Annotated in this window: 19 protein-coding genes; 1 reads left to right on the plus strand and 18 read right to left on the minus strand. The window is 63.6% G+C overall.

Translation table 11 applies throughout. The features are described from left to right. Positions 1 to 12 precede the first annotated feature (12 nt). The 18 genes from ACP7DD_RS10770 to ndk form a co-directional block, all read right to left on the minus strand. A complete protein-coding gene (locus ACP7DD_RS10770; RefSeq protein WP_426174805.1) occupies positions 13 to 1080 on the minus strand; it encodes an SDR family oxidoreductase in 1068 nt (355 codons plus the stop codon). 70 nt (positions 1081 to 1150) lie between these two features. Beyond that, positions 1151 to 1747 carry a MarC family protein gene (locus ACP7DD_RS10775; RefSeq protein ID WP_426174806.1) on the minus strand — a complete coding sequence of 199 codons (597 nt, stop codon included), beginning with the start codon at positions 1745 to 1747 and terminating at the stop codon, positions 1151 to 1153. Positions 1748 to 1905: 158 nt separating this feature from the next. Next, on the minus strand, positions 1906 to 2451 hold the full coding sequence (locus ACP7DD_RS10780) for a phosphoribosyltransferase (RefSeq protein WP_426174807.1): 546 nt from the start codon (positions 2449 to 2451) through the stop codon (positions 1906 to 1908). Between the two features lie 26 nt (positions 2452 to 2477). Continuing rightward, positions 2478 to 3791: an adenylosuccinate synthase gene (locus ACP7DD_RS10785; RefSeq protein WP_426174808.1), complete on the minus strand. Its 1314-nt coding sequence runs from the start codon at positions 3789 to 3791 to the stop codon at positions 2478 to 2480. Positions 3792 to 3796: 5 nt separating this feature from the next. After that, complete coding sequence (locus ACP7DD_RS10790; protein ID WP_426174809.1) at positions 3797 to 4951, minus strand: ATP phosphoribosyltransferase regulatory subunit; 1155 nt, start codon at positions 4949 to 4951, stop codon at positions 3797 to 3799. A gap of 185 nt (positions 4952 to 5136) precedes the next feature. After that, the gene (gene hflC / locus ACP7DD_RS10795) at positions 5137 to 6030 is read right to left on the minus strand and encodes a protease modulator HflC (RefSeq protein ID WP_426174810.1); all 894 of its coding nucleotides are present in this window, start codon (positions 6028 to 6030) and stop codon (positions 5137 to 5139) included. Continuing rightward, positions 6030 to 7319 (minus strand): FtsH protease activity modulator HflK, encoded by a 1290-nt coding sequence (gene hflK / locus ACP7DD_RS10800; protein WP_426174811.1) that lies wholly within the window; start codon positions 7317 to 7319, stop codon positions 6030 to 6032. The genes hflC and hflK overlap by 1 nt, the downstream gene beginning before the upstream one ends. A gap of 1 nt (position 7320) precedes the next feature. Then, positions 7321 to 8511: a GTPase HflX gene (gene hflX / locus ACP7DD_RS10805; protein ID WP_426174812.1), complete on the minus strand. Its 1191-nt coding sequence runs from the start codon at positions 8509 to 8511 to the stop codon at positions 7321 to 7323. 39 nt (positions 8512 to 8550) lie between these two features. Then, positions 8551 to 8787: an RNA chaperone Hfq gene (gene hfq, locus ACP7DD_RS10810; RefSeq protein ID WP_061539949.1), complete on the minus strand. Its 237-nt coding sequence runs from the start codon at positions 8785 to 8787 to the stop codon at positions 8551 to 8553. Between the two features lie 144 nt (positions 8788 to 8931). Continuing rightward, on the minus strand, positions 8932 to 10275 hold the full coding sequence (der, locus tag ACP7DD_RS10815) for a ribosome biogenesis GTPase Der (RefSeq protein WP_426174813.1): 1344 nt from the start codon (positions 10273 to 10275) through the stop codon (positions 8932 to 8934). A 4-nt stretch (positions 10276 to 10279) separates the two neighbouring features. Continuing rightward, complete coding sequence (gene bamB / locus ACP7DD_RS10820) at positions 10280 to 11452, minus strand: outer membrane protein assembly factor BamB (RefSeq protein ID WP_426174814.1); 1173 nt, start codon at positions 11450 to 11452, stop codon at positions 10280 to 10282. A 58-nt stretch (positions 11453 to 11510) separates the two neighbouring features. After that, positions 11511 to 12170, minus strand: a complete 660-nt coding sequence (locus tag ACP7DD_RS10825; protein ID WP_426174815.1) for a YfgM family protein — start codon at positions 12168 to 12170, stop codon at positions 11511 to 11513. Between the two features lie 46 nt (positions 12171 to 12216). Then, positions 12217 to 13560 carry a histidine--tRNA ligase gene (gene hisS, locus ACP7DD_RS10830; RefSeq protein ID WP_426174816.1) on the minus strand — a complete coding sequence of 448 codons (1344 nt, stop codon included), beginning with the start codon at positions 13558 to 13560 and terminating at the stop codon, positions 12217 to 12219. A gap of 149 nt (positions 13561 to 13709) precedes the next feature. After that, positions 13710 to 14969, minus strand: a complete 1260-nt coding sequence (gene ispG, locus ACP7DD_RS10835; protein ID WP_426174817.1) for a flavodoxin-dependent (E)-4-hydroxy-3-methylbut-2-enyl-diphosphate synthase — start codon at positions 14967 to 14969, stop codon at positions 13710 to 13712. A gap of 13 nt (positions 14970 to 14982) precedes the next feature. Beyond that, positions 14983 to 15912: a helix-turn-helix domain-containing protein gene (locus ACP7DD_RS10840; RefSeq protein ID WP_426174818.1), complete on the minus strand. Its 930-nt coding sequence runs from the start codon at positions 15910 to 15912 to the stop codon at positions 14983 to 14985. A 13-nt stretch (positions 15913 to 15925) separates the two neighbouring features. Then, a complete protein-coding gene (pilW, locus tag ACP7DD_RS10845; RefSeq protein ID WP_426174819.1) occupies positions 15926 to 16729 on the minus strand; it encodes a type IV pilus biogenesis/stability protein PilW in 804 nt (267 codons plus the stop codon). Continuing rightward, positions 16726 to 17895 carry a 23S rRNA (adenine(2503)-C(2))-methyltransferase RlmN gene (rlmN, locus tag ACP7DD_RS10850; protein ID WP_426174820.1) on the minus strand — a complete coding sequence of 390 codons (1170 nt, stop codon included), beginning with the start codon at positions 17893 to 17895 and terminating at the stop codon, positions 16726 to 16728. Before rlmN ends, pilW begins: the two co-directional genes overlap by 4 nt. Before the next feature lie 85 nt (positions 17896 to 17980). Then, positions 17981 to 18394 (minus strand): nucleoside-diphosphate kinase, encoded by a 414-nt coding sequence (gene ndk / locus ACP7DD_RS10855; RefSeq protein WP_426174821.1) that lies wholly within the window; start codon positions 18392 to 18394, stop codon positions 17981 to 17983. Positions 18395 to 18623: 229 nt separating this feature from the next. On the opposite strand from ndk, the gene ACP7DD_RS10860 reads away from it, so the two are divergent. Then, positions 18624 to 19310 carry a Bax inhibitor-1/YccA family protein gene (locus tag ACP7DD_RS10860; protein ID WP_426174822.1) on the plus strand — a complete coding sequence of 229 codons (687 nt, stop codon included), beginning with the start codon at positions 18624 to 18626 and terminating at the stop codon, positions 19308 to 19310. Positions 19311 to 19357: the final 47 nt, after the last annotated feature.

A 19357-nucleotide genomic window follows, 5' to 3' on the forward strand; every position in this document is an offset into this window, starting at 1 on the left:
CTGCGAACAGGACTACGGAATCAACCGCTCCGTGCGCAATTGCGCGAACAAGTCATAAAACGACTCCTCGGTGGATTGGTAGCCAGTGAAGCCGAGCTTGCGGCTGCGCGCCATGTCGGTCATTACTTCGATCGGCCGGCTCAGGTCGAGATCGGTATGCCACGCTGACGCCAATCGCCCGAGGTCTGGCTCGGCTAGGCCGTGCCGCTGGGCCATCTCGCGCCACAAGTCGCTATCGCCGGCGATGGCCGCCTCGAGCGGGCGAATGGTGCCGTCGAAACCGGCCGCCTCGACGCCGAACCAATTGGCCAACCTGCCCCACAGCCACTGCCAGCGGAACACGTCGCCGTTGACGATGTTGAAGGCCGTGTTGTAGGCCGCTTCGGTGTCGGCCGCCCACACGAGCTGCCTGGCGAGCTGGCGTGCATCGGTGACGTCCGAGACGCCCTGCCATTGCGCCTGCGAGCCCGGCCACTGGAACGGCCGGCCGGTCTCCTTGCAGATCGACGCGTAGACCGCCAGTGTGCTGCCCATGTTCATCGCGTTGCCGACCGCCTTGCCGATCAAGGTGTGGGGGCGATGCACGCTCCAGTTGAAACCGTCGCGCTCGGCGGCGGCGTAGACTTCATCTTCCTGCGCGTAGTAGAAGTTTTCGATTGGCAGACGCGGCTGTTCTTCGCGCAGTGGCGTTTCCGGCAATGTGCCGGCGCTGGCGTAGGCTTCGAACGGCCCGAGGTAGTGCTTCAAGCCGGTCACCAGCGCGACATGGCGCACCGATTTTTTCGACGACAGCGCGGCCAATATATTGCGTACCATGCTGGCATTGACGCGGATGTTTTCGGCTTCGGTATCCTGGCGCAGCCACGCGGTGATGAACACGTTGGTGGGCGCAACGTTGGCCAGCGCCGCGGTCAGGCTGGCGGGATCGAGCAGGTCGGCAGCGACAGGACGCAGGCCGGGCAAGTCGTGTTGCGGGCTGCGCGCCAGGCCGTACACGTCCCAGCCGTTTTGCAGAAGTTCGATGGCGAGGTTGCTGCCAGCGATACCGCTGGCTCCTACTACTAATGCTGTCTTGTTCATCGCGGGCTCGCTTCTGTGATGGAAGCCGTCAGTCTACTTCGGTCTCGCGTTGTGCGTAGCGCGTTCGGCGCTACAAGGTCTTGACAAAAGCACGTACGCCGCCGAGCAGCATCTCGACCGCCATCGCCGTCAGGATCAATCCCATCAGGCGCTCGAACGCCGTCATCACTTGCGGGCCGAGCGCCTTCTGCAGCCGTTCGGCGCCGAGGAACACCACCAGCCACACCACCGCCACCGCGGCCAGCGCGGCGACGTTGATCATCACTTCCCCTTTCGTCTCGTGCGACAACAGCAGCACGGTGGCCAGTGCCGACGGGCCGGCCAGCGCCGGTATCGCCAGCGGCACGATGAACGGTTCGCCGCCGTCGGTCTTGCCAAGCACGCCGTCCGGATGCGGGAACACCATGCGAATGGCAATCAGCAACAGGATCACGCTGCCGCCGATGCGCAGCGAGACTTCGGACAGCTGCAAGGCCGTCAGCAAGTGGCGGCCGAAGAACATGAACACCAGCAGCACGATGAAGGCGATCGCGCACTCGCGCAGCACGATGCGCGGGCGGCGCGCGCGCTCGACCGGCGCCAGCGCGGTGACGAAGATCGGCACGTTGCCGAAAGGATCGGTCACGAGCAGCAGAAGAATGAAGGTCTGGAGGAAGCTTTGGGTCATAAGTTGCTCGACTGGCACGCTGGTGTCAGGTCTGACATTAAGACATTCAGGCGCGAATGTCTTAATGTCAGACCTGACACCAGCTTTTGATGGGCAAGAAAAAGGGCCAGAGTCGCGTGTACTCTGGCCCCGTGTTGCGTGTGCTATCGGCGTGCGGTTCAGGCCTGGCCGCTGCCCTTTTTCATCCACGCGGCCAGCTGGTGCGGACGCAGGCCGTCGTAGTTCTCGAACGGCTGGTGGATCCACGGGTTGTGCGGCAGCTCTTCGAGGAAGTAGTCAGGCTTGATCGACGAAGTGCCCTTGACCCATATGACGGCCGACTTAACCTCGGTGACGCCGTCGAAATTGTCGGCCAGATGGCGCGTGACCTTGTCGAGCGTGACGCCGGAATCGGCCAGGTCGTCGACCAGCAGGATCTTGCCGCCCAGCGGGCCCTTCGTCATCGTCATGTACTTGGCGATGTCGAGGTCACCGCGCACGGTGCCGGCTTCTTCGCGGTAGGAACTGGTCGACAGGATCGCCAGCGGCACATCGAAGATGCGCGAGAAGACGTCGCCCGGACGCACGCCGCCGCGCGCCAGGCACAGCACCTGGTCGAACTTCCAGCCCGATTCGTAGACCTTCAGCGCCAGGCGCTCGATCAGCGTGTGGTACTCGTCCCAGGATACCCAGAGGTCCGTGTCGGTCGATTGTGGGGTTGTCATGCTCGTTCTCTTCTTATGTCGATCGGTTATTCAAACGGGTGGCGCAGGACGATGGTCTCTTCGCGGTCAGGACCGGTCGATACCATGTCGACCGGAACACCGACCAGCTCTTCGATGCGCTTGATGTAGGCGCGCGCGGCGGCAGGCAGCTCGGCCAGCGACTTGGCGCCGACCGTGTTCTCTTTCCAGCCCGGCATCTCTTCGTACACCGGCACGCAGCGCGCCGCGTCCTCGGCGCCGACCGGGAAGATGTCGACATCGCGGCCGTCGATCTTGTAGCCGGTGCACAGCTTGAGCGACTCGATGCCATCCAGGACATCGAGCTTGGTCAGGCACATGCCCGACACGCCGTTGATCTGGACGGAACGCTTGAGCAGCGCGGCGTCGAACCAGCCGCAGCGGCGCGCGCGGCCGGTGACGGTGCCGAATTCATGGCCGACGCGCGACAGGTGCTCGCCGACGCCGGCATCGGTCGGCAGCTCGGACGGGAACGGGCCGGAGCCAACGCGCGTGGTGTAGGCCTTGGTGATGCCGAGGATGTAGTGCAGCATGTTCGGCCCAACGCCGGCGCCGGCCGATGCATTACCGGCGACGCAGTTCGACGACGTCACGTAGGGATAGGTGCCGTGGTCGATGTCGAGGAGCGAGCCTTGCGCGCCTTCGAACAGCAGGTTGCCGCCGGCCTTGAAGGTGGCGTGCAGCGCCGACGAGACGTCGCCGACCATCGGTTTGAGGCGCGGCACCAGGGCCATCGCGTCGTCGAACGTCTTCTGATAGTCGACCGCGGCGACCTTCAGGTAATTGGTCAGCACGAAGTTGTGGTAGTCGAGATTCTCTTTGAGCTTCTCGGCGAAGCGCTCTTCATTGAGCATGTCGGCGATGCGGATCGCGCGGCGCGCCACCTTGTCTTCGTAGGCCGGGCCGATGCCTTTGCAGGTGGTGCCGATCTTGTTGTCGCCGCGGGCAGCTTCGCGCGCGACGTCGATGGCAACGTGGTACGGGAGGATCGCAGGACAGGCTTCGGAGATCTTCAGGCGCGAGACGACTTCAACGCCGATCGCCTGCAGCTTGTCGATTTCGCGCATGATGTCCGGGACCGAGACGACCACGCCGTTGCCGATGTAGCAGGCGACGCCTTCGCGCATGATGCCCGACGGGATCAGCTGCAGCGCGGTTTTCTGGCCCTTGATGACCAGCGTATGGCCGGCGTTATGGCCGCCCTGGAAACGCACCACGCCCTTGGCGTGATCGGTCAGCCAGTCGACGATTTTGCCCTTGCCTTCATCGCCCCATTGGGTACCGATGACGACGACGTTTTTTGCCACGTTTTTCTTTGACATCACACTTAGCCTAAGTTTTTGAGAATCCAGTTACTGTCTTCGAGCACGAGTACGCGATCGCACTCGAACTCGTCCTGATCGTCGTCATGACCCGGCAAACTCTGGATCACGACTTCGCCGGCCTTGCGCAGGCCGGCGATCTGCTCGCGCAGTTCGGGCGCATTGCCCCACGGCGCGCGGATGGCGTGTTTGCGCTCGGCGCTCGGCAACAGCCGCGCCAGTTCGCGCAGGTCGAGCGAGAAGCCGGTGGCCGGCCGCGCACGGCCGAACGCTTCGCCGACATGGTCGTAGCGCCCGCCGCGCGCCACCGCGTTCGGCAGGCCCGGCACGTACAGCCCGAACATGGCGCCGCTTTCGTATTGGTAGCCGCGCAGGTCGGCCAGGTCGATCGCCACCTCGGCGCGGCCGAGCGCGGAGCCGGCCAGCGCGGCCAGTTCGGCCAAGGCCTTGATGATGCCCGGGAAGGCCGGCAGCACGTCGCGCGCGCGCGCCAGCACCTCGACGTCGCCGTACAGCTGCGGCAGCGCCAGCAAGGCGTCGCGCGTGACGGCGGCGTAGTTGGCGGTGAGCGCGGCCAGGCCAGGGCTGTCCTTGGCCTGCAGCAGCGCGTACAGCGCCACTTCGTCGTTGCGGGCGGCGGCATCGTCGGCGATGATCGAGCGCAGCAAGCCGGCGTGCGACAGGTCGAGGCGCACTTCGCCAAAGCCTGCCATCGCCAGCGAGGCGAGCGCCAGTTCCTGGATCTCGGCGTCGGCTTCGAGGCCGGCATGGCCGTAGATCTCGGCGCCGATCTGCAGCGGCTCGCGGGTGGCGTGCAGGCCCGATGGACGGGTATGGAGCACGCTGCCGGCGTAGCACAGGCGGGTGACCGAATCGCGATTGAGCAGGTGGGCGTCGATGCGCGCGACCTGGGTCGTCATGTCGGCGCGCAGGCCGAGCATGCGGCCGGAAATCTGGTCGACCAGTTTAAAGGTGCGCAGGTCGGTGTCCTTGCCGGCGCCGGCCAATAGCGAGTCGACGTATTCGAGCAGCGGCGGCATCACCAGCTCGTAGCCGTACAGGCGGAAGTTGTCGAGCATCTGACGACGCAGGTCTTCGATCTTGCGCGCTTCGGAGGGCAAGACGTCGGCGATGTTCTCAGGCAGGAGCCAATTCGGCATGGGCAAAAAGCTTTATTAAAAATCGGTCAAGATGAACCAGAGACGCGCGCACAAACGGCGCGCCGAACCATCAATTTTACCTGAAAATTGAGGGCGACATCCAGTATTGGATTGGGATGGGGGGAATTGCGTTTCGGTCCGGCGGCTACACCGGGGTCTGACCCCATGGGGTCAGACCCCAGACACTACTTCTTGGCTGGCGCCGCCGCGGCGCCACCTGGGCTGCGGAAGTACTTGAAGAACTCGGAGCTCGGATCGAGCACCATCACGTCGCCGCGGTTCTTGAAGGTGCTGCGGTATGCTTCCAGCGAACGGTAGAACTTGTAGAACTCGGGGTTCTTGCCAAACGCTTCGGCGTAGATCTGCGATGCCTTGGCGTCGCCGTCACCTTTGATCTTTTCGGCGTCGCGGAACGCTTCGGCCAGGATCACGGTGCGCTGGCGATCAGCATCGGCGCGGATCTTTTCCGATTCGGCCGAACCGGTCGAACGCAGCTCATTGGCCACGCGGGTACGCTCGGCCTTCATGCGGTCATACACCGAGGCGTTGATCTGCTCGACGTAATCGACGCGCTTCAGGCGCACGTCGACGATCTCGACGCCGATCTGCTTGGCTTCGGCGACGACCTTGACGCGGATCGCTTCCATCACCTTGCCGCGCTCGCCGGAGATCACTTCGCGCACCGTGCGCTTGGTGATCTCGTCGTTCAGCGCCGACTTGACGATCTGGTTCATGCGGTCGCGCGCGCGCGCTTCTTCGCCGCTGAAGCTGACGTAATACAGGCGCGGATCGGTGATGCGCCATTTGACGAAAGCGTCGACCAGAATGTTCTTCTTCTCGGCCGTGATGAAACGGTCGGCGTCGGGCGTGTCGATCGTCAGGATGCGCTTGTCGAGGTACAGCACGTTCTGGAACGGCGGCGGCAGCTTGAAGTGAAGGCCGGGCTGGCTGATCACTTCACGTACTTCACCGAGCGCGAAGACGATCGCGAAGCGGCGCTGGTCGACCACGAATACCGTGGACGAGAGCAGCATCAGGGCAATGAAGCCGGCAACAAACAGGGTAACCAGGCGGTTCATCAGCGGCTCTCCCGATCACGCGAATTCTCGCGGCTGCGGCTGTCCCGATGGCGGATGTTTTCTACTGTCTGCATGGCTTCCTGGGGCGGCGTCGTGACCGGCGCGGCTGGCGCCGGCGCGGTGCGGGTCGTGGCGGCGACATCGTTGGCAGCCGCCTGGGCGATCAGTTTATCGAGCGGCAGGTACAGCAAATTGCTGCCGGACTTGGCGTCCACCAGCACCTTGCTCGCGCTGCTGAAGATCGTCTGCATCGTGTCGAGGTACATGCGGTCGCGCGTGACGCCCGGCGCCTTCTGGTATTCGCTCAGCACGGACGTGAAGCGGGCGGCGTTACCGGTGGCGTTTTCGACCACCATGGCGCGGTACGCCTCGGCTTCCTGGGTCAGGCGGATGGCGTTACCGCGCGAGCTAGGAATGACGTTGTTGGCGTAAGCCTCGCCTTCGCTGCGGGCGCGGGCGCGGTCCTGGCCAGCCTTGACGGCGTCGTCGAAGGCGCTTTGCACCTGCTCCGGCGGCTGCACGCTCTGCATCGTCACATTGGTGATCTGCGCGCCCAGGGCGTAGCGGTCGACGATCGACTGCATCAGCTTGTGGGTGTCGATGGCGACCTTCTCGCGCCCTTCGTACAAGACGAAGTCCATCTTGCTCTTTCCGACCACTTCGCGGATTGCCGTTTCGGCGATCTGGCGGATGGTGTCGTCGTCGTGGTCGCGGTTGTTGAAGATCCACGCGACGGGATCCTTCAGCGTGTACTGCACTGCGAACTGGATGTCGATGATGTTTTCGTCGTCGGTGAGCATCAGCGATTCTTTCGAATTCTTCGCGCGCACCGAACCGCGGTAGCCCACTTCGGCGGTGCGGACCTGCGACACGTTGACGATCTCGTGCGACTGGAACGGGTACGGCCAGCGCCAGTTGAAGCCCGCGCCGGTGGTGTGACTGAGCTTGCCGAAGGTGGTGACGACGGCCGACTGGCCTTCCTGCACGATGAAGGCGCCGCTGGCGAGCCAGATGAAAACGATGACCGCGCCGACCACGCCGGCGGTGAGGCCGGCGCCTTTCATGTCGGGACGATAGCCGCCCGGCTCGGGCGTGCCGCCGTTGTTCTTCTGGCCGAACATGCGGTTCAGGCGCGCGTTGAAGTCGCGCCACATCTGGTCGAGGTCCGGCGGACCCTCCCCCGGCTTCCTGCCTTCTTGTTTTTTATTGTCGCCTTCAGGCCGGCGGCCCCAACGAGGATCGTTGAGCGACAATTTGACGCCGAGGCGCCTGATCAGGGAAACGAGCATGCTATCGTGGTCCGGCGTTGGTTGAAATACTATCGGAAGACGCTTCTTCTGCTTCTTCTGCTTCTTCTTCGGGCGCATCGTCGCCGGCATCGTCCTGACGATCGAACCGATGGGTCAGACCTGGCGCCGCCTTGGCCGCTTCTACAACTGCTTCGCGCAGCAGGTCGAGGCCTTCGCCGGTCCTGGCGCTGAGAAAAACGCGGCTGATTTTATCATATTCATCACGCTCGATCGCCGGCTCGAGGCCGGCTGCATCGATCTTGTTCCAGACGAGGATCTGCGGAATATGGTCGGCGCCGATTTCCTTGAGCACCAGGTTGACCTGGTCGATCTGCTCCATGCGCACGGGGCTGGCGCCGTCGACAACGTGCAGCAGCAAGTCGGCGTGGATGGTTTCTTCCAGCGTGGCGCGAAACGCCGCCACCAGCTGGTGCGGCAGCTCGCGCACGAAACCGACCGTGTCGGACATGACGACGTTGCCCACTTCCTGGCCCAGGTAAAGCCGGCGCGAGGTGGTATCGAGGGTAGCGAACAGCTGGTCGGCGACGTACACGCCGGCCTTGGTGAGGGCATTGAACAGGGTCGACTTGCCGGCGTTGGTGTAGCCGACCAGCGACACCGAAAAAGTGGTGTTGCGGCCGCGCGAACGGCGCTGGGTCTCGTGCTGCTTGCGCAGCTTGACCAGGCGCGCGCGCAGCGCCTTGACGCGCTCGCCGATCAGGCGGCGGTCGGTCTCGAGCTGGGTTTCACCCGGGCCGCGCAGGCCGATACCGCCCTTCTGGCGCTCGAGGTGAGTCCAGCCGCGGATCAGGCGCGTGGCCAGGTGCTGCAGCTGGGCCAATTCAACCTGCAGCTTGCCCTCGTGGCTCTTGGCGCGTTGCGCGAAGATGTCGAGGATCAGGCTGGTGCGATCGAGCACGCGCACGTTGATGCGCTTTTCGAGGTTGCGCTGCTGGGCAGGCGAGAGCGCATGGTTGAAGATGACGATTTCGATGTTGTCGGCGAGGACGGCCTGGCCGATTTCGTCGGCCTTGCCGCTGCCGACGAAGTAGGCAGCGTCCGGACTGGAACGCCTGGCGGTGATGGTCGTGATCGGCACGGCGCCGGCCGACTGGGCGAGCAGCGACAGCTCTTCAACGCTGGCGTCAAAATCGCCAGCGCCGAAGTCGATGCCGACTAAGGCTGCGCGCATATGCTCTGTGCCTGGGCCATGGCCGCCGCGCCCGAAGCCTTATTCAGCTTCCGCCTCGAGGTTCAGGTTGACGGCGCGCGCCGGTACGACGGTGGAGATCGCATGCTTGTAGACCATTTGGGTAACGGTGTTACGCAGCAGTACAACGTACTGGTCGAAGGACTCGATGTGTCCCTGAAGTTTGATGCCGTTGACCAGGTAGATCGAAACGGGAACGTGTTCCTTGCGCAAGGCATTAAGGAATGGGTCTTGTAACAGTTGCCCTTTGTTGCTCATGACAGCTCCGTGTGTTGTTGTAGTTCAAAAATTGGAGGCGACTCGGGCGATTTCAAGTGTTAATACTGATCTTTCCTCAAGACGCCAAAGATGTCGTTAAGCCACTGTAACCTGTTTTGCCAGTTCCTGTCGTACGCCCGGCCGTTATTTCTGCGTTTTGGCAAACGGATTCTTACCTACGCGCAATTCGATTCGCAGCGGTGTGCCGACCAGGTTAAACGTGTCGCGGAAATGCTTTTCCAGGTAACGTTTGTACGGTTCGCCGACCGAGTCGAGCGCATTGCCGTGGATGACGATGATCGGCGGATTCTGCCCGCCCTGGTGGGCGTAACGCAGCTTCGGCCTGATCGAACCCTTGCGGCGCGGCTCCTGCTTTTCGACCGCCTCGATCAGCGCGCGCGTCAGGCGCGGCGTCGACAGGTCGGCGGTGGCGGCGGCGTAGGCGGCGTCGACCGACTTCATCAACGGACCAATGCCGCTGTTCTTCAGCGCCGAGATGAAGTGCGTCTTGGCGAACGACAGGAAATCGAGCTTGCGGTCGATGTCGATCTTGATCTCGTCGCGCTCGTCCGAGCGCAAGCCATCCCACTTGTTAACAGCCACCACCAGCGCGCGTCCCGTTTCGAGGATGAAGCCGGCGATGTGGGCGTCCTGCTCGGAAATGTCCTGCTGCGCATCGAGCAGCAGGATGACGACGTTCGCTTCCGAAATCGACTGCAGGGTTTTGACGACCGAAAACTTCTCGATCGCTTCGAATACCTTGCCGCGGCGGCGGATGCCGGCCGTGTCGATCAGCGTGTAGTTCTTGCCGTCGCGTTCGAACGGCACCTCGATCGAGTCGCGCGTGGTGCCCGGCATGTCGAAGGCGATCACGCGCTCTTCGCCGATCAGGGTGTTGACCAGGGTCGACTTGCCGACGTTCGGGCGGCCGACGATGGCGATCTTGACGCCGCGCTCGGCCGGCGCGAGTTCCTCGGCATCGTCCGGACGCGAGGCGAACGCTTCGTTGAGCGCTTCCTCGACCAGGTCGTTGACACCGTCGCCATGGGCGGCGGAAATGACGTACGGGTCGCCCATGCCGAGCTCATAGAAATCGGCGACGACGGCGCTGTACTTCATGCCCTCGCCCTTGTTGACGACCAACATGACCTTGCGGCCTGACTTGCGCAGGAAGTCGGTGATGGTCTTGTCGTGCGGCGTCATGCCCTGGCGGCCGTCGACGATGAACACGACGACGTCCGCTTCGGCGACGGCCTGCTTGGTCTGCAGGGCCATCTGGTGCATGATGCCTTCCTTCGCGACCGGCTCGAAACCGCCGGTGTCGATGACCAGGAAGGGGCGCTCGCCGACGCGGCCTTCGCCGTAGTGGCGATCGCGCGTCAGGCCAGGCAAGTCTGCCACGAGGGCGTCACGCGAGCGCGTGAGGCGATTGAATAAGGTCGATTTCCCGACGTTGGGGCGACCAACTAATGCTATTACCGGCTTCATGGTGTTATTCGACCGCGATTGCGGTCACAGTCCCAGATTGTGTTTGAAAAATCAGATTCGAGCCAGCGACCAGCGGTACCGTTTTGACCGGGCTCCCGTCAGTTGCCGCACGTGCTAAAAAGGCGCCATCTTCCCGTGACAGGAAATGGATGAAGCCCTGGTAATCGCCGACCGCGACAGCGCGGCCGTACGAGACCGGCGTCGACAGACGCCGGTAGCTCAGCTTGTCGTTCTTCCAGGCGCTGGTGCCGCCGTCGCGATTGAAGGCGGAGATGGCGCCGTTGTCGGCGACGGCAAACACGAAGCGCTGGTCGGCGGCAACGCCGACGTCGGACGACAATTCCTTGGTCCAGCGGGCAGTGCCGGCGAGCAGGTCGAAGCAGCCGACCCGGCCCTGGTACGAGACGGCGCAGACGTCGCTCTCGATCACCACCGGGGTGCCGCCGATGTCGGTGACGCGTTCAAGTTCGGTGGCGCCGCGCGCTTCGCCGACGGCGACTTCCCAGCGCGGCGCGCCGGTGGCGACGATCAGCGACAGCAGCTTGCCGCCCGGCTGGGCGATCAGGACGTCCTTGCCGGCCATCACCATGCCCGGCGCGTTACGCAAGGTGAGCGGCGGCGACGGGCGCTGCACGGTCCACTTCTTTTCGCCCGTCCTGGCGTCGAGGCCGATGATGCGGTTGTCGATCGAGCGCACCACCACGAAGCCCTGCCCCACCGCCGGCGCCGACAGCACTTCGCTGGACGCCTGCGCGGTCCACAACGGCTTGCCGTCCATGCTGAAAGCCATCACGGCACCCTTGGCGCCGCCGACGGCGAGCATGGTGCCGTCGGAGCCGATGCCGGCCGTCAGCGGCTTGTCGGCCTTGATGCGCCAGACGACGCGGCCGGTGACGGAGTCGACGCGCGCGATGGCGCCGTCGCCGCCGGCGACCAGCAGTTCGGTGCCGACCAGCGCCGGCGACAGGATGAAATCGTTGGCCTTGCCGATGTCGAGTTTCCATGCGGTGCGCACTGCCATCGCGCCCTTCAGCTCGACCAGCGGCGCCGGCAGGTTGGTCTTCGATTTTGACGCAAAAGGATTGAGCGAACTCAGGCTTGGCATGCTTGGCAGGGACGAACAGCCCGCCATCAGCGCCAGCGCACTCAGGCCAACCAGTTTCTGGGTAATACGCATAGTCTTCTAACCTTGTTCTTGGACTTGTTGTAGTACTGGTAGTTGCAGCTTGCAGCGATCAGGCGGCCGGCTTGACCGTCACCGCCGGCACGCTGCCGCCGATCGACTCGAGCTTGACTTCGACGAGCTTGCGGCCAGGACTTCTCTCGCCCATCGCTGTCAGCGCCGCCAGGTAGGCGGTGCGGGCGTCGGCCAGCTTGTTCTGCGCCACCAGGATGTCGCCCTTGCGGTCGGCCACCGAGCCGGCAAACTGCGCCGGGAATTCGACGGCGAGCACCTTGAGGCCTTCATCGTAGGCTTTTTCGTCGAGCAGGATGCCGGCCAGGCGCAGGCGCGCGATCGCCTTGTACTCGTCGTTGCCGTGCTCGATGGCCCATAGCAGCTGGGTTTTCGCAGTCTTCAGGTCGTTGGCGTCGAACGCGGCCTTGGCGGCGACCAGCGCGGCCATCGGGCCGTAGGCGGTCGAGCCGAACTTGTTCTCGATGTCGGCGGCGATGCGCTGCACCTTGACGTTGTCCTTGTCGGCCAGCGACTTGTTGAGGTCTTCGTACAGCACCGACGCGTCGGCGGCCTGGCTGGACTGGTGCGACTTCCAGAAGTTGTAGCCGGCAAACGACGCCAGCGCGATGATCAGCACCCACGTCAAGACGTTGCCGTACTTGTTCCAGAACGCCTTCAGGTCGGCCAATTGTTCTTGTTCTTCGAGATCGTATGCCATGGATTTGTCTAGTAGAGGTTAAGGAATATGTATGCTGCCGGGCAGCTCAATGATGGTAGTGCACGTGTTCGTGGTCGTGATCGTCGCCGACGATCTGGTCGACCAGGTACTCGACGACGTCGTCGAACGGCACCGTGGCCTGCTGCGTGTCGGTGGCGCTGCCGCGCATCGCCTTGATCGCCGCCACGTGGTTGGCGACTTCGTCGTCACCGAGGATGACGGCGAACGCGGCGCCGCTGGCGTCGGCCTTCTTCATCTGCGTCTTGAAGCTGCCGGCGCCGCTCGCCGCCGCGCAATGTAGCACAACATCGAGTCCGGCATCGCGAATTCTCTCGGCCAGCACGAACGCCTGCATCTGCGCCGTCTCGCCCTGGTGCACCATGTAGACGTCGCATTGCGACGGCGCGGCGCTCTCGCCGGCCGACTTCATCAGTTCGATCAGGCGCTCCATGCCCATCGCGAAACCGACCGCAGGGGTAGGCTTGCCGCCGAACATTTCGATCAGCGGGTCGTAGCGCCCGCCGGCGCAGACGGTGCCCTGGGCGCCGAGCTCGTCGGTGACGAATTCGAACACGGTGCGGTTGTAGTAGTCGATGCCGCGCACCAGGCGCGTGTTGACGACGTACGGCACGTTGTTGTGGTCTAAGATCTTCTTGACGCCGTTAAAGTGCGCCAGCGACTCGCCTTCGAGATAGTCGAGCAGCTTCGGCGCGCCGTTGACCAGGTCCTGCATCGCCGGATTCTTGGTGTCGAGGATGCGCAGCGGATTGGTGTGCAGGCGGCGCTTCGCTTCGGCGTCGAGCGTGGCTTCATTCGCTTCGAAGTAGGCGATCAGGTCGGCGCGGTGGCGCAGGCGCTCGGCGGCGTCGCCGATCGAGTTCAGTTCGAGGCGGATGTTTTCCAGGCCGAGGTCGTCCCACAGGCGGCGGCACATCATGATCAGCTCGGCATCGATGTCCGGGCCGGTGAAGCCGATCGCTTCGGCGCCGAACTGGAAGAACTGGCGATAGCGGCCGCGCTGCGGGCGCTCGTGGCGGAACATCGGGCCCTTGTACCACAGGCGCTTCGGGCCGTCGTAGACGAGGTTGTGTTCGAGCACGGCGCGCACGGTGCCGGCGGTGCCCTCAGGGCGCAAGGTCAACAGGTCGCCGTTCATCGAATCGGTGAACGAGTACATTTCCTTTTCGACGATGTCGGTGACGGCGCCGATGGCGCGGGCGAACAGGCCAGTCTGTTCCAGGATCGGCGTGACGATCTTCTGGTAGCCGTAGCTTTTCAGGATCGACTCGGTGGTGTTTTCCAGCAGTTCCCACAGCGGCGCTTCGGCCGGCAGCATGTCGTTCATGCCCTTAACTGCGACGATTTTTTCAGGTTTCTTGTTCTCGGACATCTCTATCTTCGCTTCTATGAATTCTGTTGCTCTGTAATTTCAGAATGTCGCCAAGGAGTCCCGGCTTGCAAGCCGGGACCGTTTCGCCGGCGAGCGGCATGCCGCTCTAAACCCCGGCGACACCTACCATTTTTTCAGGCTTGCGCATATTATTTTTTACCGTAATTCGTTTGCACGTAGTTCAGGACAATCGCCTGGAATTCCTGGACGATGTTTTCGCCACGCAGGGTGACTGTTTTCTGGCCGTCGACAAATACCGGCGCGGCCGGCGATTCGCCCGTGCCAGGCAGGCTGATGCCGATGTTGGCGTGCTTCGATTCGCCAGGACCGTTGACGATGCAGCCCATCACGGCCACGTTCATCGCCTCGACGCCCGGATAGGATAGTTTCCACTCCGGCATCTGCTCGCGCAGATACGTCTGGATGTTGTCGGCCAGCTCCTGGAACGTCGTCGACGTGGTGCGTCCGCAACCTGGGCAGGCGATCACCATCGGCGCGAACTTGCGCAGGCCCATCGTTTGCAGGATTTCCTGGCCGACGATCACTTCGCGGGTGCGGTCGCCGCCCGGTTCGGGGGTGAGCGAAATGCGGATGGTGTCGCCGATGCCTTCCTGCAGCAGCACCGACAGTGCAGCAGTCGAGGCGACGATGCCCTTGCTGCCCATGCCCGCTTCGGTCAGGCCCAGGTGCAGCGGGTAATCGCAACGGCGCGCCAGCTCGCGGTAGACGGCGATCAGGTCCTGCACGCCGGACACCTTGCACGACAGGATAATCTTGTCGCGCGCCAGGCCCAGTTCCTCGGCGCGTACGGCGTTGTCGATGGCCGACGTGATGAGCGCTTCATACATCACCGCCTGCGCGCTCCAGGGCTGGGCCCGGCCGGCGTTTTCATCCATGATGCGCGCCAGCAGCGACTGGTCGAGACTGCCCCAGTTGACGCCGATGCGCACCGGTTTGTCGTACTGCGCGGCCACTTCGATCATCTGCGCGAACTGGCTGTCGCGCTTGGCGCCCTGCCCCACGTTGCCCGGATTGATGCGGTACTTCGACAACGCGCGCGCGCACTCCGGGAAGTCGCGCAGCAAGGTGTGGCCGTTATAGTGGAAGTCGCCGACCAGCGGCACGTTGATGTCCATCTTGTCGAGCTGCTCGCGGATGAACGGCACGGCGGCGGCCGCTTCCGGCTTGTCGACGGTGATGCGCACCAGTTCGGAGCCGGCGCGCGCCAGCTCCTTGATCTGGATCGCGGTGCCGATGACGTCGGCCGTGTCGGTGTTGGTCATCGACTGCACCACCACGGGGGCGTCGCCGCCGACCCAGACGCGGCGTTCGCCATGGGCCACCAGCACGGAGCGGCTGAGGCGCCGCGCGAGCGGGCCGGAAGGTATCGCTAAATTCGAAGAAGACATAAGCGTAAGCAGATCACTTGAGGTTGACGCGCGACACGCTGCTGCCTGCCACCGGTGGCAATGCAACGGCGGCGCCGCGCAAGGTGGCGCTGACGGCGGACGGCTTGCCGACCACCAGCGTGACCGGCTCGGTAATGTCGAACGTTTCGGTGCTGCCGGCCCTGACCAGGCGCGAAATGAGCGGGGCGCCGGCGGCGCGCCGCACTTCGATCCACGAATCTTCGCGCACGTTGACGACCAGCGCGTTGGCGCCGGCGGCAACGGCTGCCGCGGCTGCAGGTGTGGCGGCCGGCGCAACGTTGGCGGCCGGCGATCCGGCCGTCGCCGTGCTCGGCGGCGGCACCGAAATCAGCGGCACCGACGGGTTTTGCAGGGCATTCGTTTCCATCGTCGGCGTCGCGGCGGCCGCGGCCGGCGCCTGCACCAGCGCCGGATTCGGCTGCAGCACGGCGGTCGAGGCGACCGGCGTGGCCGGCGCCGTACCGCGCGAGATCAGGCCGGACAACAGGCCAAAGTGCCAGGCGGCAGCGCCGGCGGCAACGACGAGGACGAGGGCGATCGGCACGATCGGCAGCGACGCGCGCTTGCCGGAGCTAGGAAAGCGCACCTCGGCGAATGAAGCCGGCTTCGGCTCGCGGCGCACGGTGGTGCCGGTGGCATCGGTCGGGCCCGGCGCCTCGAGGGCGATCTGGGCCACCAGCGGCATCGGGTCGAGCTTGACGATCTTGGCGTAGGCGCGCACGAAGCCGCGCACCACGGCGGGACTGGGCAGCGAAGCGTAGTCGCCCGCTTCCAGCGCGACCACCTGGCGCACCGCCAGCTTGAGCTGGTCGGCAACCTGTTCGACGGTCCAGCCCATTGCCTCGCGCTGGGCCGCCAAGGTTCTGCCTGGCACGCCGTGGTTATCCGGCGCCGCCGGCTGTTCTGCCCACTCTGAACTCATTGTCGATCCTGTTTCACTCATCAAATGCACCGCGCTGGAAAGCCGCATACTCGGGAGAGCCGGGATGGTGCCGGCGCAACATGGTGCCGAGGCTGGCCTCGGATGCCTTGTCGCCCAGCTTGCGGTCGATCCGCATCGCCAACCACAGCACGTCCGGCGACAAACTGTCGAGCTTGGCCGCTGCCTTGACGCGATTGATAAAAAATCCGGCGCGCGTATAGTCGCGCCGCTCATAGTAAACCCGCGCCAGGTTGGCGTTGGTGGCAGGATGATCGGGCTCGTAGCGCAAGGCGTCAAGCAAATAGCGTTCCGCCGCCTCGAGGTTCTTCATTTTCAGGCTGCACGAGCCGGCATTGAGCATCGCCTTGACGGGCGAGGCGTAAGCCGGATTCTTCAGCGCCGACTCGAACAGGGCGATGCCCTGCGCGCCCTTGCCCTGCTGGCACAGGAAGGAGCCATAGTTGTTGGCCAGCTCGGGATTGGCCGGCGCCAGCTTGATGGCGCGCTGGAAATTCTCGTCGGCCAGCGCCGTCTGGCCAAGCTGCGAATAGATCAGCGCGCGCACGCCGTACGCATCGGCAAAGTCCGGCTGGATGGCGATGGCCTGCTTGACTTCGTCGAGCGCCACTTCGAGCTTGCCGTCCTGGAAATAGCCGACCGCCAACTGCAGCCGGATCGACGCGCGCTTTTCCTGCGGGCTCTGGTCGGACGCGGTCTTCAGTTCGCCGTTCGGCGCGCTGGCGCCGCCGCCGGCACAGCCGGCCAGCGCCGCTGCCAGCAGGCCCGCGCCGGCGGCGCGTACGATGCGCGCGCTCAAGAACGGACCTCGACGATGCGGCCAAAGTTGGCGCCGAATTTCTGCTTGTATTCGTCCATTTTCTCCATCCGTTGCTGCACGCGGGTGCGGTCCTGCACTTCGCCGGCCAGCTGGCCGCAGGCGGCGTCGATATCGTCGCCGCGCGTCTTGCGAATGGTGGTCACGAGCCCGCCATCGATCAACACCTGGGCGAACGCCTTGATGCGCGGATTCTTCGAGCGCAGCAGGCCCGACTCCGGGAACGGGTTGAACGGGATCAGGTTGAACTTGCACGACACGCCGACGACCGGGTCATTGACCAGCGCCAGCAGCTCGCGCGCGTGCTCGTCGCTGTCGTTGACGCCGTCGAGCATGCAGTATTCGAACGTGATAAAGTCGCGCGGCGCGAATGCGAGATAGCGCCTGCAGGCAGCCATCAGTTCGCGCAGCGGATACTTCTTGTTGAGCGGGACCAGGCCGTCGCGCAGCGCATCGTTCGACGCGTGCAGCGACACGGCCAGCGCCACCGGCACTTCCTGCGACAGCTTGTCCATGTTCGGCACCACGCCCGAGGTCGACAAGGTAACGCGGCGGCGCGACAGGCCGTAGGCGTTATCGTCGAGCATGAGTTTGAGCGCGGTGACGGTCGGCTCGAAGTTGAGCAAGGGCTCGCCCATGCCCATCATGACGACGTTGGTGATCTGGCGCTCGCCTTTCGGCCCCGGCTCGATGCCCTTGGTGCGGCGCAACTCGAACTCGGCCATCCACAGCTGGCCGATGATCTCGGACACGGTCAGGTTGCGGTTGAAGCCCTGCTTGCCGGTCGAGCAGAAACGGCAGTTGACGGCGCAGCCGGCCTGGGTCGAGATGCACAGGGTGCCGCGATTTTCTTCCGGGATGAACACGGTTTCGACGGCGTTGCCGTTGCCGACGTCGACGAGCCACTTGCGCGTGCCGTCGATCGACGTGTTGTCGCTGATGACGGCGGGCGAGCGCACTTCGGCGCGCGTCTTGAGCTTGTCGCGCAGCGACTTGGCCAGGTCGGTCATGCTGTCGAAGTCGGCCGCGCCGAACTGGTGGATCCAGCGCTGCAGCTGCTTGGCGCGGAACGGCTTCTCACCCAATTCGGCGCAGTAAGCGACGAGTTGCGCGGGATCGAAGTCCAGCAAGTTGGTGAGAGTCGTCATATTCTTTAATCCAAAAAGCCGTCCCCGCGCATAGGGGGCGGCGACAGCCGCCCGGGAACGGCAGGGCGTTAGCCCTTGTTACTGATTACTTCACTTCTGGGAAGAAGTAAGCGATTTCAACTTTTGCAGCGTCGACAGCGTCCGAACCGTGGACGGCGTTGGCGTCGATCGAATCGGCGAAATCGGCGCGGATGGTGCCTTTTTCAGCTTTTTTCGGATCGGTCGCGCCCATCAGGTCGCGGTGAGCGATGACAGCGTTTTCGCCTTCCAGCGCCTGGATCATGACTGGGCCGGAGACCATGAAGTCAACCAGGTCCTTGAAGAAGCCGCGCTCTTTATGGGCGGCGTAGAAGCCTTCAGCTTGCTCGCGCGACAGTTGGGTCATGCGGGCAGCGACGATCTTCAGGCCAGCGCCTTCGAAACGGCTGTAGATTTGGCCGATGACGTTTTTTGCAACTGCGTCAGGTTTGATGATCGACAGGGTGCGTTCGATTGCCATGTGTAAAAACTCCAATAAAAAGAAAGGTTTAAATCGAGAAAATAGGAACTCAATCAACCTTTGATTTTACCATATAACACCCCATCTGACCGATATTGCACCTGCGGCTGCGGAAGTGCTAGAGTGGCGCGTGTCAATCTGCTGGTCATTGCGAGCGATTCTGCGCGCTTTTTTCGCCGTGTGCTATTCTTTTAGCGAGCTTCACCCTTTTTCACGTATCGGAGGCACTATGATTCCAACCATGCAACAAGGCTACGAATATGCGGTAGATACCCAGGCGGTACGCCATCGCGTCTTGCGCAATACTTACTGGCTGCTGGCGCTGTCGATGATCCCGACCATCCTGGGCGCCTTCGTCGGCGTCACGATGCAAGTGCCGATTCCAACCGGCATGATGGGCTTCGTGCTGTTCATGGCCGTTGCATTCGGCTTCATCTACGCCATCAACAAGACCAAGGATTCGGCCGCCGGCGTCGCTTTCCTGCTCGGCTTCACGTTCTTCATGGGCCTGCTGCTGACGCCGCTGCTGCGCCATACGCTCGGCTACAGCAACGGCGGCAGCCTGATCATGACCGCGTTCGGCGGCACCGCCTGCATCTTCGCGGTGATGGCCAGCGTCGCCACCGTGTCGAAGCGCGATTTCTCGATGATGGGCAAGTGGCTGATGGCCGGCGTGATCGTGCTGATCCTGGCATCGGTGGCCAACATCTTTCTTGGCATGTCGGCGCTGTCGATCGTCATCTCGGTGATGGCCATCGGTATCTTCTCGGCCTTCATCCTGTATGACGTGCAGCGCATCGTCAACGGCGGCGAGACGAACTACATCACCGCCACCTTGTCGATCTACCTCGACGTGTACAACATCTTCACCGCGCTGCTGTCCTTGCTCGGCATCGGTGGCGGCAGCCGCGAATAAGACGGCGGCGCTGCAAATCAAAAGCCGACCCGCGGGTCGGCTTTTTT

This window comes from Massilia sp. TWR1-2-2 (genome assembly GCF_049897565.1).
Taxonomy (GTDB): Bacteria; Pseudomonadota; Gammaproteobacteria; order Burkholderiales; family Burkholderiaceae_D; genus JAFCUW01.

What these genes read in the sequence shown, in the direction of transcription:
- bamB (WP_426174814.1), bottom strand. Translation starts at nt 11,452, where the DNA reads ATGCGTATTACCCAGAAACTGGTTGGCCTGAGTGCGCTGGCGCTGATG.
- ACP7DD_RS10840 (WP_426174818.1), bottom strand. Translation starts at nt 15,912, where the DNA reads ATGAGTTCAGAGTGGGCAGAACAGCCGGCGGCGCCGGATAACCACGGC.
- hfq (WP_061539949.1), bottom strand. Translation starts at nt 8,787, where the DNA reads ATGAGCAACAAAGGGCAACTGTTACAAGACCCATTCCTTAATGCCTTG.
- ACP7DD_RS10770 (WP_426174805.1), bottom strand. Translation starts at nt 1,080, where the DNA reads ATGAACAAGACAGCATTAGTAGTAGGAGCCAGCGGTATCGCTGGCAGC.
- ACP7DD_RS10825 (WP_426174815.1), bottom strand. Translation starts at nt 12,170, where the DNA reads ATGGCATACGATCTCGAAGAACAAGAACAATTGGCCGACCTGAAGGCG.
- der (WP_426174813.1), bottom strand. Translation starts at nt 10,275, where the DNA reads ATGAAGCCGGTAATAGCATTAGTTGGTCGCCCCAACGTCGGGAAATCG.
- ispG (WP_426174817.1), bottom strand. Translation starts at nt 14,969, where the DNA reads ATGTCTTCTTCGAATTTAGCGATACCTTCCGGCCCGCTCGCGCGGCGC.
- hisS (WP_426174816.1), bottom strand. Translation starts at nt 13,560, where the DNA reads ATGTCCGAGAACAAGAAACCTGAAAAAATCGTCGCAGTTAAGGGCATG.
- ACP7DD_RS10775 (WP_426174806.1), bottom strand. Translation starts at nt 1,747, where the DNA reads ATGACCCAAAGCTTCCTCCAGACCTTCATTCTTCTGCTGCTCGTGACC.
- hflC (WP_426174810.1), bottom strand. Translation starts at nt 6,030, where the DNA reads ATGAACCGCCTGGTTACCCTGTTTGTTGCCGGCTTCATTGCCCTGATG.
- ACP7DD_RS10780 (WP_426174807.1), bottom strand. Translation starts at nt 2,451, where the DNA reads ATGACAACCCCACAATCGACCGACACGGACCTCTGGGTATCCTGGGAC.
- ACP7DD_RS10790 (WP_426174809.1), bottom strand. Translation starts at nt 4,951, where the DNA reads ATGCCGAATTGGCTCCTGCCTGAGAACATCGCCGACGTCTTGCCCTCC.
- rlmN (WP_426174820.1), bottom strand. Translation starts at nt 17,895, where the DNA reads ATGACGACTCTCACCAACTTGCTGGACTTCGATCCCGCGCAACTCGTC.
- ACP7DD_RS10860 (WP_426174822.1), top strand. Translation starts at nt 18,624, where the DNA reads ATGATTCCAACCATGCAACAAGGCTACGAATATGCGGTAGATACCCAG.
- ACP7DD_RS10785 (WP_426174808.1), bottom strand. Translation starts at nt 3,791, where the DNA reads ATGTCAAAGAAAAACGTGGCAAAAAACGTCGTCGTCATCGGTACCCAA.
- hflX (WP_426174812.1), bottom strand. Translation starts at nt 8,511, where the DNA reads ATGCGCGCAGCCTTAGTCGGCATCGACTTCGGCGCTGGCGATTTTGAC.
- hflK (WP_426174811.1), bottom strand. Translation starts at nt 7,319, where the DNA reads ATGCTCGTTTCCCTGATCAGGCGCCTCGGCGTCAAATTGTCGCTCAAC.
- ndk (WP_426174821.1), bottom strand. Translation starts at nt 18,394, where the DNA reads ATGGCAATCGAACGCACCCTGTCGATCATCAAACCTGACGCAGTTGCA.